The following is a 15058-nucleotide window of genomic DNA, read 5'->3' as shown; positions in this document are numbered from 1 at the left end:
CTTTACTCCAATGTATTTAAAAATTATAATAAAAAACTCCAATTTTAGCAAACCAATATTAAGATTGCTAAATGGGAGTTAGTATAGGAAAGAGTTAATACTATCCTAAAAAACAAAATTGATGATTTTATGTTTAATATAAATGATTTTCTTCGGTTCATCTGTTGATGTGATGTCGTTCTTTTTGACTAAAAGTTGCAGAGCGGTTTGCTTAATACTTTCATCATCGTCATCGACACTAACGGTAATGCTACCCTTTAACTTACCGTTGATTTGAACTGGAATGGTAAGAGCGGTTTTCACTAGTTTATTTTCATCATAAACCGGAAAAGGATGATTAATAATCAGGTCTTTGTTATTTATACTATGAAGCTCTTCAGCGAGAAACGGAGCATACAGACTAAGACAAATTAAAAATTGATCTAGCATTTGATAATTAATTTGTTTTATTTTATAAACAGCATTAATGAAAATCATCATCGAACTGACAGCGAGGTTAAAACTCATATTTTCGATGTGGATTGTAAAGTCTTTTAGAAACTGGTGAAAAGCAGTTGTTAATTCCTGATTAATGTTTTCAATATCGGATATGATTTCGAATTGTACTTCGTTTGTATACAAGCGGTAAACCCGATCCAATCATTTTCTTATTCCGTCAAGTCCCTGATTACTTCAAGGAAGGGATTGGGACAGAGGTCCCATAAACATTTCGTAAATCCGCAATGTGTCAGCACCGTGGGATTCGACAATGACATCAGGGTTGATGACATTCCCTTTTGACTTTGACATTTTTTCGTTATTAGAAGCGAGAATCATTCCTTGGTTAACGACTTTATAAAAAGGTTCTTTGGTTGGAACAAGACCGATTTGATAAAGAAACTGGTGTCAGAATCGAGCATAAAGTAGATGTAATACAGCGTGTTCTTGACCACCGATATAAAGGTCAACTGGAAGTCATCTTTTTAGACGATCTTGTCCTTCTTTTGAAGACAAATCAAGGTATGATCCGTCGTCGTTCTTTAAGATATAAGCTAAGTAGTATCACGAAGAACCGGCTCATTGCGGCATCGTGTTTGTTTCTCTTCGGTAGTGCTGTTTGTTAATTGTGACATTAACTCAGTCCGGTTTGTTAGCAAGAGGACTTTCCATCTTACCGCTTGGTTTGTATTCTTGTAGGTATGGAAGAGTAACTGGTAAGGAATCAATGATGTGAATGTTATTTTCGTCATCAAAAAGAACAGGGAAAGGTTCTCCTCAATATCGTTGACGACTAAAAATTCAGTCCCGTAGTTTATAGAAGGTAGTTTCTTTTCCAGTACCATTTTTCGTTAGTTCGTTAATGATTTTTTGCTTGCTATCGTCAATGTTTAAACCGTTAATAAGTGGACTATTAATGTGTTTACCATCAGCTATATACGGAAGGGTGTCGCACTCAATGACCTTTTTGATGTCAAGGTGATATTTAAGAGCAAAATGGTAATCACGTTCATCGTGAGCTGGGACACCGAAAAGGACACCAGTACCAAATTGTTTGACAACATAATTAACAACAAAAATAGGCACAATTTCATTGTTAATTGGATTGATGGCATAAGAACCTGTGAAAACTCCTTCTTTTTCATAGTCATCATGCATTCCGAAACCAGTTTTTGATTCAATTTCTTTAACAAAAAGATCAACTTGCTCTTTTTGTTCTTTGGAAACAAGAAAAGAAAGATGTTCGTTATCAAAACCTATTGCAAGATATGAAACACCATAAATAGTGTCAACACGTGTAGAAAAAGCATGAAGAATAATATCTTGATTCTTTACTTTAAAATCGACAATTACCCCATTACTTTTTCCGATTCAATTACTTTGCAGTGATTTCAGAGATTGTGGTCAGTCAACTTCTTTTAACCCGTCTAGGAGCGAGTCAGCGAATTCAGTAATCTTTAAGACTCACTGCTTCATTGGTCGTTGAACAACCGGAAATCCACCACGTTCAGAAACCGGATTGCCATCTTTGTCTTGTACAACTTCTTCGTTACTAAGAACTGTTCCAAGTTCCTCGCACCAATTAACATCGACATCAAGAATACAAGCAAGATTGTGTTTATATAGAAGAGAGAAAATGTATTGTGTGGTACGGTAAAAATTAGGGTCGGTTGTATTAACTTCCTTATCATAATCATAATCAAAACCAATACTTTTTAGTTGACGACGGAAATTGTTGATATTTTCCTCGGTAAACTTTCCTGGATGAACATTGTTTTTGATAGCAAATTGTTCGGCGGGTAAACCGAACGCATCCCATCCAATAGGGTGAAGAACATCATATCCTTTTAGTCTTTTGTAACGTGAGATGATATCAGTTGCTGTATAACCTTTGATATGACCAACATGCATTCCATATCCTGATGGGTAGGGAAACATATCGAGAACATAAAACTTTTTATAATTTTCCCCGCGGTCTTTAAATTTAAAGACCTTATTTTGTTCAAAATAATCTTTTCAGTATTGTTCGATTTTATTATGGTTATACATATTTATCCTTTAATAATTTTTAAATAATATTGGAGAATGAAACAAGCTGCTATCCGGTCTTTATTCATCTTTCTTTTTTTTGCTTTCATATTGACATCACGCATTGCTTGATCAGCGATTCGTGTGGTAAAGCGTTCATCAACAAGTTCAATGATAATCGACGAATCATATTTATTACGAAGTAAGTGGTAAAGGTTAATGACACGACTAGTGTTGTTTGTCATTGAAGCATCGTAAACATTTGTTGGATAACCTAGGATTATGGTATTGATCTGATTGTTATATTGTTGAAAGTATTGTTCAACTTGGTTGACAACAAAGGAAAGATCTTCGTTTGGATAGACCATATTTAATAAAGGACTTGCAATGATATTTAAATCATCAGAAATCGCAAATCCGCATGTTTTCATTCCAAGGTCAAGACAGAGTATTCTCATTAGTTACGGTACTCTTCAATAATTTTCGTAATATTAGAAACATCACTAAGTGATGCTTTCATTCCACCTTGGACGAAGTGAGCTTTACCGCCACCTTTGTTTTTTTCGTACATACTAAAACTCTTAATAATGTGGTTTAAATTAAGGTTGATTTGTTTTGCATAAGCTTCGTTGATAGCAAGCAAATACTGTACTACATCATCCTTAAAGTTAAGGGAAACAAAAAGAGTTTTTTGTTGTTCGTTTATTAGTTCAGAAAGCGCATTGAAAATAATTTTATTATCGATATTAAAGAAAGTATTAACGACAACTTTGTCATCTTTGTTTTGATATTGCTCTTTAATTGAAGAGAGAAGTTTGACATTATTTTCCTTATCGACGACCATTTTCTTCTCTATCATTTTGTTTAAATAATCGTTGTAATCATTTAAAGTTTCGTTTAGATTATCAATCTTAAGGTCGTTTTGAAGACCGATAACCTTTTTATATTCCTTAATTTCATCGTCGTTTAAATAAGGATTAAGATGGTGATAAATTTGATTAATACGTTCAATAAGGGTATTGATTGCATCATTGTAGTAATCAAGGATACTATCGATCATACTTACCATTGTGATTCGGTATGAACCAGACCCTTTTGTTTCAAAAGAAACTAATTTAACATATTCGATTTCGCGAGTATTTTCAACATGGGTACCTCCGCAGAGTTCAATACTTGGACCAATTTGTACCATTCGGAGTTTTTCACCGAGCTTGTTGTATACATCTTCAAAGTAAGCAAGAGCACCGGCTTTTTTGGCCTCTTCTAGTGTCACCATTCGTTCGATTGCATCAATTTCTTTTTTGATTATTTGATTAATATGATTTTCTATTTTTGTTATTTCATCATTTGTTAATGGACGATGGAAGAAGAAGTCAAAGGTTGCTTTATTAAAGTATTTAGCCGCTCCTTCTTGCTTGATTTTATCACTAATTAAATGTTTTAAGGTGTAGTGAAGAAGGTGCTCGCTAGTGTGGTTTGCAGCAAGATGAACCCGGTAGTTTATGTTGATTTGAAGAAGATATGACATCCCAGACTTAACTGTCGCGTTTCGGACTTTGTGAACATGATAACCTTCCGGACTCTTAAAGACATCAATTACATCGAAAGAATAGTGATCATCTGAAATGGTTCCGATATCGTGTTGTTGGCCACCTGATGTCGCATAAAAAGGAGTCTCATTGAAGATTAGGTAGCCGTCTTCGTTATTTAAGGCATCAACTTCCTTAAAGGAAAGATTGAAAATTTTTAGGAGTTTGGCATTTTCCTTTGTGTAAGTATGATAAAGGAATTTGCTATCGAGATGAAGGTTAAGCAGAGCATCGTTTTGTTTCGCCATCGCTTCATTATTTTTGTTTTGATTTGAAATTTTCTGGTGATTAAGGAAGAGTTTATTAACTTCATCAAATAGAAGATCAACAACTTCTTCTTTAATATTTTGGTTAATATTTAAAAGTAGTTCACGAATTAGTTCGAGCGGAAAACCATATGTATCAAAAAGTTTAAAAGCAGTTGCTGCATTTAATGAACCGTTTTTTGCTATTTCTTGATGAAAAAGGGATAATCCCTTTTCAAGAGTTTGATTGAAAAGGGAAGCCTCCTTTTTCACAATTCCAACGACATATTGAATCATATCAGGAGTAAGATAAGTATAAAAACCATTCATATCATTCATAATGGTAAGAATAGCATCATCAATAAAATTAAGATTTGTAATTTTCAGTTGATGAGCATTAACGAGCATTCTTCTGATTAGTCTTCTTAGGATATATCCGCGATCCTTAGCTGACGGAATGACACCATCTGCGATTGCGAAGGTAACAGCACGAATGTGGTCTGCTATTACTTTATAACTGAAATTAATTTTGTGCTGTTCTTCATTTGGTTTGAAATATTCATTTCCATCATACTTCATTGTTGAATATTTCATAACACTATTAATAATATGAATGAATTGGTCGGTATCGAAGTTGGTTGGGACATCTTGACTAATGCAAGCAAGACGTTCAAGACCAGCACCAGTATCGATGTTTTTTCGCTTTAGTTCGGTGTAAACATTGTTACCATCATTATTAAATTGCGAAAAAACAATATTTCAAATTTCAATGTAACGGTCATTTTCAAGGTCATCAAGGATTAGTTTTGTTCCAACTTGGTTAGGATCATATTTTTCCCCACGGTCATAGTAAATTTCCGTGCACGGTCCACAAGGACCTGAACCAACATCCCAGAAGCATCGGTCACGACCAACACGGAGAATTTGGTCTTTTTTGACATCCTTGTTTATTCAATATTGATAAGCTTCTTCATCTTCAATATAAACAGTAATTCAAAGGAGATTAACATCAATTTTTAATTCATTAATAAGAAAGTCGTAAGCGAAATCAATAGCCTCTTTTTTGAAATAATCTCCTATCGAAAAATTACCTAACATTTCGAATAAAGTATGATGACGAGCAGTTCTTCCGACATTAAAAATATCGTTTGTTCTAATCGCCTTCTGACTATTGACAAGTCTAGTGTGCGGTGGATTTACTCGGGCTGAAAAATAATCCTTTAAGGTTGCTACCCCACTATTGATTCATAGTAAAGAAGGATCGTTAATTGGAACAAGTGATTTTGGTTCAATAAATAAATGATTATGCTTTGTAAAAAAGTTAATCCATTTTTGTCTTATTTCATTGGTTGATAATTTCAGCATTATTTTATCTTTCTTCAATATATAAAAAACTTTCTAGCAAGTAGAAAGTTATTAGATTATTTCATAATGTCAAGAATTGCATCCTGCATTTTTTTAGGTTCTTTATTAAATTGTAGATTAGCAAGGAACCTTTTTTTAGCTTCCTCGCTAATTGGAGTGGATGAATAGAGAGAAGCAACTAATTCGCCTTTTTTTACCATATCATTTGTTTTCTTATGAAGGTAAATACCAGCGTGTGGATCGACCTTATCAGTCTTTACCTTACGACCTGCTTTTAGATCAACACTAATAAGACCAAGCTCAGATGTTTTTTTGAATGAAAGATAACCTTCGTTTTCGCTTATCACATCAAGAGTGTATTTAGGGTTAAAGTAACTATCATCATATAGACTTTGATAATCCCCTTTTAGGTATTTAACTCAATTAACGAAGACATGAAAAGCAGATTGATTCTTTAATACTTCCTCAATCTTAGTCATTGCCTCTTCTTTTGATGAAACTCGTCCTGTTTCAAGTAGAATGTCAATTGCAAAATGGGTGATTAACTCATATAAATCTTTTGAAACTGGTTTACCACGAAGGAAATCCATCCCTTCTCTAACTTCAATTCCATTACCAATAGCTCTACCAAGTGGTTTATCCATATTAGTTAGGTGGATAATGGTTTTACGATTAAACTTGCGACTAAGTTTAAGCATTTTATCTCCAAGACTTCGAGCTTCGTCGATGTTACGACAAAAAGCACCTTCACCAACTTTAACATCGAGAAAGATGTAGTCAGTAATAAGAGCAAGTTTTTTTGCCATTATCGAACCAACCATCAAATCAAAAACATCACTTGCTCCGATGACATCACGTAAAGCATAAATTTCTTTGTCTGCTTTTACCATGTCCTCACTTTGACCAGTAAGGAGTAGTTTTGTTGCTAAGAGCTCTTCTTTGTAGTGTTTAATATCAAAATCAAGGTTAAGATTTAGTGATTCAAGTTTGTCGATGGTTCCACCGGTAAAACCAAGACCACGTCCACTCATTTTTCCGACATAGAATCCAAGAGCAACAAGTAAAGGAGTCAAGATTATTGAAACTTTATCACCGACTCCACCAGAACTATGTTTATCAACAACAATTTGACCATCAACTCGGAGGTCAAAAGTTTTTCCACTTTCAATCATAGCTTTAGTCGCATAATACTGTTCATCGTCAGTGTAACCAGTAAAGTTAACAGCCATAAGGAAAGCGGCCATTTGGTAATCAGTAATGGTTTTATTAATAAAACCATTATAGACATAACTTATTTCTTCGTTTGAAAGAGGAATTTTGTTTTTCTTCTTTTTTATGATTTCAACAACATTAAACATAGCAATCTCCTACCATAGTTATTATTTTAATAAAGAAGAAGGAAAAATGGAAAAAGTTTTCAACATTTTTTTAATGTTGAGAATACTTTTTATTGAGTTTGAAAAACTTAAAACATCCCTTCGTTTTTTTCGAGTTTCTTTAGGACTGGATTTAAGTTTTTTTCAAGTTTCTTTTCCATATCGTTATTGATTTTTTTAAGTCCATCAACAACCTTTTCTTCAAGGGCTTTCTTAACTTTATCTAGGATATCAGCTTGTTTTTGAATAGTGTCGATTGTATCATTAATTTTTGTTCTAATTTTGTCATCAAAATATTTCTTAAATTCATTAAATTCTTTTTCAAGTTCTTGTTTCTTAAAGAAGGAAATTTCATCATTAATAGCTTTAGCTTTTGAAGCGAGAAGACGGAAGAAGTTAACAATCGTTTCGAACATAAAAGGACGAATCATATACATATCACGATACTCATTGATTGATTTAATCGCAAAAGAACTTTCGGGTTCAAGTTCGGTTATTAATACAGCATATTGTGAACCGTAATTTTCTCGGTCTTTGTCTAGTTTCTTAAAGAATTTTTCGTTTTTTTGACCTTCTGTGGTATTGAATTTTGTTTTTGCTTCAAAGATGATAGAAAGGTTTGGTTTTGTTTTTTCGATTTCAGTTAGTTGCTCAAAATCACGATCGTAGATGTCAAGACGGAAGTCGGGCTTATTACCATCTTTCGACACAGTAGTTCTTGTAAAATTCATTTTACGGTCTCAATGAAAATGCTCATCGTACATATTGATGATTTCCCGCTCAAAGTCTTCACCAAGTTCTTTTGTGGTAAGACTATTTCGTTTTAGCAGCTCTTCATCATGTTGTTTCTGAAGTTCTCTTAGTGCCTCTTCTTTTTCTTTATCTTTTATTTGACTTAACTTAATTTTTTCATTTTCAAGTGAAAGTTGATAATTATCCCTAAGTGCTTTGAGTTCGTTGTATTCTTGATCTTCAGCTTTATATTTGCTAATGATGTTTTCTTTATTAATTGCTAATTGCTGTTTAAGTTCTTTAATTAAACTATCCTTATCGTTCAAGGTATTCTCTAAAGTTTTATATTCTTCGGATTGAAAAAACTTGTTTTTCCAATTTTCTTCTTCTTCTTTTAATTTTTCTTTGAATTTATCTTCGGATCATTGTTTTTGGTAATTTTTGTAACGCTCATTAGTTAATTCAAGTTCTTTCTGGTCATCCTTTAGTTTTTTATATTCATCAGTTTGTCGGAAGTTATTAATAATCGATTCCTTCTCTTCTTCTTTTCATTTTTTAATGATTTCATCTCTTTGGTCTTCGATTTTTTCCTGAATAGCATTGTGCAGTTCAGTTTCTTCAGTTTTTAACTGAATAATTTCCTTTGCATGAATATCTTCAAGTGCTTGTAGTTGTAGATTAACAAAATCAATAATTTTTAATTTGCCCATAAATACCCCCATTTTTAGCATCTTGATTATACTATTGATAAGACTTAGATGTTAGTCGAAAGCTTCTTCGATGAAGTGGGGTAATTCCGTATTTTTCAATCATCTGATAGTGTTTTTTAGTCGGATATCCAACATTTGTTTCAAATCCATAAAAAGGATAAATAGTTGACATCTTCTTCATATATTGATCACGAGCATTTTTAGCAAGAATACTTGCACAAGCAATCGAGAAGGACGTTGCATCACCCTTTTTTATCATCGTGATGTCATTGTTTTCATATCCTTTATATAAATAGTCGACAAGGATGGTAGTAGACTTGCTTTTTAGTGAAGCGATGACTTGTTCTACCCCTAAGATCGTCGCTTTTAAGATATTTAATTGGTCAATTACACCTGGTTCAATGAAAACTATTTCAAAAGCAATTGAATGGTCTTTGATTAACTCCGAAAGTTCTATTATTAATTTTTTTGTTAATTTTTTAGAATCGTTGATTCTTTGGTCGTAGAAATCTTTTTTGACAATCACTCCAGCAATTACGACCGGACCCGCAAGACATCCGCGACCTACTTCGTCAATACCAAGAATACTTTCTTTTCCGTTTTGATAAAACTCATTATCAAATTGCTTTAAGGAACTAATTTTTGTTTTTTTGTTTGTCATCTCTTATTTAGGTTAACCTTTTTTATCTTTATTATTTTACTTTCTTTCCTGTATTCTTCTTGTTTATAATCTTTTTTAGAGATAAGGAATTAGTCATGAAAATAAAGCGAAAGATTCAAGTTGCATTAGGTTCAGTTCTGATTAGCGGAACATTAACCATTATTGCTGTTTCTTGTGTTAAGCATAACGGGAATAACAAACAAGAGGAAAATAACAGGATTAAGGAAAACGGTAACACTGCAGATCATTCTAATCAGTCTGGGACTGAAAAAAATGAGACTCCAGTGAAATCCACCATCCGTCTTGGTCACTGAAACATCCTAAATCAGGGTGGGGACGATTATTTAAAAAATGAAGCAATTGCAAAAATTATTCTTTATTCTGGAGTTGATGTGATCGGTCTTACTGAACTTAATGCGACTCCTAAGACATTTAATAATGAGAAAAGGTATCAAGCAATTGAAAGTATTGTCAATGTCATAAGAAAGTATGATAAAAAGAATTTGTGAACTTACACCATTTCGAAAGATCTTTTTGGTAGTAATTATGAAACCCAGAAGGAACGGGTTGGTTTTATTTATAAAAAAAATGTTGTAGAAGTTAAAGAAAACTTTATTACTTATGAAGTTCAAGGATCTGGTCGCGACCAATTGTTCAAACAAGAGTTTAACCCAACAAATGACAGGAGTTTTATTAGTTATAGTCGTCCCCCAAGTGGTGTTACCTTTATCACACCTGATAAGCGAAAAGACTTCACTTTTGTACTTTCTCATTTAGATAGTCCAGGAGAGAAAAAAGGTAGTGAAACAAGAGCTCATGATTACCTTGTTAAAAGTAAATATATGGGAATTAAAACAGCACAAGGTTCAAAGGAATTAAACGAGGCCTTTCAACTAAATAATGTTATGAGTTTTTTTGACGATCTCGACGGAAAAAATGATGACCTTATTTTTATGGGTGATACCAATATTAAAAAAGGAAATGAGAGCATCGCTTTTCGTCCTTTACTCTTAGATGGTTACATCTCTTTGTTAAAGGATAGTGATGATAAGAATCGAACTAGTCTTTCCCGTAGTTTTAATCAATATAGTCAACCTTACGACAAGATGTTTCTTAAGACTGATGGAAAATACCTAAATCCAAAGAAGATTGACATTTGATCTCTGCTCTTTAATGAAGATGTTATCTCAAAAGATTGACGTCTTGAGACACTTAAGTTCTATTACACTGGAAAAGGAAAGAAGATTCATAGTTTGAACGAGTTAACAAATATTAATCAGCAGTGACACCAGAAAACCAAAAACTTATACGAGTACTATACGAAAGTGATGGGCAAAATATCAGACCACACAATGACTTATTTTGACCTAGAATTAAAAGAAAATGATATCGAACTCGAACATAGTAGATAACACTATTCTTCTTTATTTCTAAGTAGATTTTTAAAATTAATTTAATTTAAGGTATCTTTTTAAATAAAAATATTTTTTATTTTTATTGACTAAAAGCACATATATGTGTATATTTGATGCATAAATTAAACGAGAAAATCTATGAAAATAAATAAGAAAAAACACCTTTACCTTACATTAGGAATGATCACAATCACAGGACTTGTCACAGCTGTATCTGCCGCTTGTCGTAACACAGGAAACAGTGTTACAAATAAAAACACAGTGACTGATGTTACCTTTAGCGAAGTGACTAATTCTTCAGCGAAAGTTACGATTAACTTCTTACAAGAAATTAATCCAAATAAAAGAGTTAGTGTGAAGTTGAATGATAAGGTATTTATTGTTTCAACTACTAATAAAACAAAATCAGTGACTATTCCTGTGTCAGGTCTTAATCCGAGAGTCGCTTATACTGTTAACGAAGTTCGTGTTGATGGTGTCGTTTCTACTCTTAATAATAATGTTCAATCAAAGAAGATTGACATTCGTGAGGGCGATTCGAATACTAAACCTGAAACAAATGATCAAACTGTACCTGACATTAAGACTGAAATCAAGGTAAATACTATTGAAACGATTGATGTAACCTACACTTCAGCTAAGGTTAAGATTACTCTTTTGAACGAAATCTCAGCTTCAAGCAATGTTGTCCTTACTCTTGGTTATGGAGAAAAAAATATCACATCTTCGAAGATTAATAACTCATCTCTTAATACATTAACCTTTGATTTTTCTCAACTTGAAATGAACACTGAATATACTATTAAGTCTCTAATGATTAATAACAAGGTTGTTAGTCTTTCAAGTATTAATGACCAAAAGAGTTTGAGGTTTAAGACACCTACAAAGAAAAATCTTCTACCAAATAGTGACCAAAAAAATGTTCCAGGGTTGAATCCGAATGAAAAGCAAACTGATAATAATAAAAAAGTACCCTATGACTTTGACAAATTAGATCAATCTAAGGTTACAGTTACATATAAGAATGCTAGCGAAACATTATTTAGTTTAGCTTCAACAGATGCTAAGAACTACTTAATTACACTTGACAGTAGTTTAACTCCAGATCTTTCTTCAATTTTTGTTAAGGCAGTTAAAACAAACGAGAAGATTACTGTTACTTACAAATTAGTTGCTAAAACAAAGAGCGGAGAAAAAGAGTTTACTAAAGATATCCCAATGAGTATCTTTAAAGCACCAAATCCTTATGATTTTACTAATTTTGACTCTAATTACGATGTCACGGTTAAATATAAGGAAAGCGAGAAGGTTACTTTTCACCAAGCAGAGGAAACAGAAGACAAATATCAAATTACCCTAGATAGCACATTAACTAATGATTTAGATGTTAAATTTGTTAGTGCAAAGAAAAGTGCTAATAAGATTACAATTACCCTGAAATTAGTAGCAAAAAACGGTAAAACCGGAGAAAAACAGTTCGTTAAAGAATTATCTCGTTCGGTTTTTAAAACCGATGAACAAACAGAAGAACCTGTTTTAGTTGCTGCTAATGACAACTTAATTGTCAATTACAAAGAAGCTGACAAAGTTGATATTAAAGATGCTGAATTAAAAAGTGAAAAATATGAACTTAAATTAGATTTAGCGAATGGTCAAGATTCTTCTAAAGCTAATCAAGTAACTGTCACCTTCGTTAAAGCAGAAAAAGCATCTGACAATAGTAAAATTACTATCACTTATAAACTTTCAATAGGGAATGTCAGTAAAGAATACAGTAAGGATATCCTAGCGAACCACTTTAAAAATGATTCAACTGCTCCTTCAAAAGATCCTCAATCAAAAACAACAGATAACAATACTGCTAAGATAACTAAATAACTTTCATTTTTAAATATTTTCCTATCATAATTCTTTTTTTATTAACTAAGTGAAGGGAGATATGTTGTTTTTTAGAGAACCATCATTAACAACGAATAATCCTTTTTTCACCTTTAAGGAAAGAAACTAAACAAACACACCATGATTGTAAAAAAAGAGTGTGTTTTTTTGTTGAATGTAAAGGAGTGTAGTTTTTAAAAAACAAATTTGCGAGATTAAGAAATTTATACAATTCATTACACTATATATAATGTTTTTTTCAAATTTACACAACAAAGCAAGCTTTTCCACATAAAAATAAAGATACAAATTAATTCTTAATGTAATGGATGTTCAAATGCATTATGATATTCTTCATTTTTTTGCATTGATTAAAAAAATGTGTATAAATTTATATATATTGTTAAAAATTTAACACAAAAATCTTTTTTCTTTAATTTTTTTGTTCACAAGAACTCAATTTAGTACCATTTATTTTACTTTTTAAAATTCATTAAATTATAAATTTTTATTGACATATATCTTAATTATGTGTATAGTCAATACATAAATGAGGAATTTTATGAAATTAACTAAGAAAAAATACATTTATTTAATAACTGGAACAATTGCTGCAGCAGGTCTTGTTGCAGGAGTTGCTGTCGCTTGTAGAAATGTTAAAACAACAAGCGTTGTTCAAGATGTTGTATTTAGCGAAGTTGATAAGACTACAGCTAAGGTATCAATTAACTTCTTAAATGAAATCAATCCTAACACAAGAGTTAGTGTTAAACTAAATGACAAGGTTTATGCTGCTACAGTTACAAGTAAGACTAAATCTGTTTTAATCCCCCTAACAGGTCTTGATCCTAAAGTTGAATATACTGTTGTAGAAGTTAAAGTAGATGGTAGAAATGCTACACTTAATGCCAATATAAAAAACAAAAAAATTGCTAAGCGTGATGGAACTTCACCAGATAAACCTGGAGTAGATACTGAAATCAAAGTAAGTACAGTTGAAGTTTCTGACATTAAAGAAGAATCTGCGAAAGTTAAAGTAACTCTTTCAAAAGATGTTGCGGCACGCAGTAATGTTGTTCTTACCCTAAAAGCTGGCGAAAAGACTGTTAAGTCTGAAAAAACGATAGCGTCTGCTCTAAAAGAAATTTCTTTTGACTTCAATAAACTTGAAGCAAACACTGAATATACAGTTGAATCGCTTACTGTTGAAGGTAAAGCAGTTAGTCTTTCGGGTGTAACTGATCAAAAGACTCTTAAGTTTAAAACGCTTGAAAAGAAAGCTACTCCTGATCAAGGTGAGAAGGAAGCTTACGATTTCAGTAAAGTTGATGAAACTAAGGTTACAGTAACTTATAAAAATGCGTCTGAAACATTGTATAGTGCAGCTACAACTGATGCAACTAATTACGATATTACACTTGACACATCTTTAAGTGCTGATCTTACAGCTAGCTTTTTAAAAGCTGAAAAAACTGAGGACAAGATTACAGTTACATACAAACTAGTTGGTAAAACAAAGACTGGTGAAAAAGAATTTACAAAGGAAATTCTTAAGTCAGTGTTTAAGAGTGAAGGAGATGCTAATAAAGATCCTTTTGATCTTGCAAATGAAAAATTAACTGTTTCTTATGAGAATGCAGATAAAGTTACATTTGACGAAGCAACACCAGACGAAGAAACTATTAAATTTACTTTTGATTCAACAATTACAGGATTCACAGCTGAATTTATTCTTGCTGAAAAAGAAGATAATAAAATCATTGTTAGTTATGAACTTGTAAAAGATTCAACGAGAAAAGAATACAAAAAAGAAATTAATGCTAGTTCATTTAAGCAATCTAGCAGTACCACAACTAATTTTGAAGAATTAAACAATGAAGTTATTGTGGAATATAAAGATCCATCATATGTAACATTTGAAGAAGCTGGTACCGCAGAAGAGCGATACATTCTTGAATCAGGATTTGAAGGTGTGACTTTAGAATTTGTTAAAGCAGAAAAAAATTCTGACAAAATTACGGTAACTTATAAAATTAAAGATGGAAATAATACTTCAGCAAAAGATTTTACTAAGTATATCGCGAAATCAGTTTTTAAAACAGTTAATGTAAGTTCAAATAGTTCTACACAACCTAACGGAATGCAAAATGGTGGACAAACACAAGGTGGAACAGGTGGTCCTCAAAATACTAACAGTTCTCAAGGGACTGCAAGTGCTGGAGCAAATCAAGCAGGACAAAGTGAGGCAGGTTCTGCACAAACAGATGGTACAACAATGTCTCCACCTGCATCAGGCTCTCAACCAGGACAGACAGGTACACAAGGTTCAAAAGAGTCTACGGAATCACAACAACCTTCAACTAGTCAAAACAGTGGTTCATCCGCTAGTTCTTCAACTACAACATCAAGCACTACTGCACCAACTCCGTCAACTACTACAACAGGTTCTTCAGGTGGTTCACAACAACCATAAAAAATATCTTTTTAGAAATAATCTTTCCACAAAGGAAAGATTTTTTTGTCTATCGTTAATTAATAACAAAAAAATAACCAAGACGATAATCTCATATCTAGGTTATTTT

At 32.4% G+C, this 15058-nt stretch carries 9 protein-coding genes; 3 read left to right on the top strand and 6 right to left on the bottom strand.

The genetic code is table 4. The annotated features are described in order from the left end of the window. Nucleotides 1-105 precede the first annotated feature (105 nt). The 6 genes from leuS to T416_RS0102990 form a co-directional block, all read right to left on the bottom strand. Nucleotides 106-2526, bottom strand: coding sequence for a leucine--tRNA ligase (gene leuS / locus T416_RS0103015; protein ID WP_031489335.1), 2421 nt, complete (start codon nt 2524-2526; stop codon nt 106-108). 2 nt (nt 2527-2528) lie between these two features. Then, nucleotides 2529-2963, bottom strand: a complete 435-nt coding sequence (ruvX, locus tag T416_RS0103010; protein WP_031489334.1) for a Holliday junction resolvase RuvX — start codon at nt 2961-2963, stop codon at nt 2529-2531. Further along, the gene (alaS, locus tag T416_RS0103005; RefSeq protein WP_031489333.1) at nt 2963-5704 is read right to left on the bottom strand and encodes an alanine--tRNA ligase; all 2742 of its coding nucleotides are present in this window, start codon (nt 5702-5704) and stop codon (nt 2963-2965) included. The genes ruvX and alaS overlap by 1 nt, the downstream gene beginning before the upstream one ends. 56 nt (nt 5705-5760) lie before the next feature. Then, complete coding sequence (locus T416_RS0103000) at nt 5761-7062, bottom strand: thymidine phosphorylase (protein ID WP_031489332.1); 1302 nt, start codon at nt 7060-7062, stop codon at nt 5761-5763. 107 nt (nt 7063-7169) lie between these two features. Then, nucleotides 7170-8522: a DUF2130 domain-containing protein gene (locus T416_RS0102995; RefSeq protein ID WP_031489331.1), complete on the bottom strand. Its 1353-nt coding sequence runs from the start codon at nt 8520-8522 to the stop codon at nt 7170-7172. Nucleotides 8523-8553: 31 nt separating this feature from the next. Beyond that, nucleotides 8554-9183, bottom strand: a complete 630-nt coding sequence (locus T416_RS0102990) for a ribonuclease HII (RefSeq protein ID WP_051675998.1) — start codon at nt 9181-9183, stop codon at nt 8554-8556. A 95-nt stretch (nt 9184-9278) separates the two neighbouring features. Here T416_RS0102990 and T416_RS0102985 point away from each other — a divergent pair, with 95 nt between their 5' ends. The 3 genes from T416_RS0102985 (at nt 9279) to T416_RS0102975 (ending at nt 14949) form a co-directional block, all read left to right on the top strand. Next, complete coding sequence (locus tag T416_RS0102985) at nt 9279-10595, top strand: endonuclease/exonuclease/phosphatase family protein (RefSeq protein WP_051675995.1); 1317 nt, start codon at nt 9279-9281, stop codon at nt 10593-10595. 141 nt (nt 10596-10736) lie between these two features. Continuing rightward, a complete protein-coding gene (locus T416_RS0102980; protein WP_031489328.1) occupies nt 10737-12476 on the top strand; it encodes a Vmc-like lipoprotein signal peptide domain-containing protein in 1740 nt (579 codons plus the stop codon). 562 nt (nt 12477-13038) lie between these two features. Continuing rightward, a complete protein-coding gene (locus tag T416_RS0102975) occupies nt 13039-14949 on the top strand; it encodes a Vmc-like lipoprotein signal peptide domain-containing protein (protein ID WP_031489327.1) in 1911 nt (636 codons plus the stop codon). Nucleotides 14950-15058: the final 109 nt, after the last annotated feature.

It is taken from the genome of Ureaplasma canigenitalium ATCC 51252 (assembly GCF_000712165.1).
GTDB classification, from domain to species: domain Bacteria; phylum Bacillota_I; class Bacilli_A; order Mycoplasmatales; family Mycoplasmoidaceae; genus Ureaplasma; species Ureaplasma canigenitalium.
Note: the sequence above shows the minus strand (reverse complement) of the source record. Positions and strands in the feature narration are given on the sequence as shown.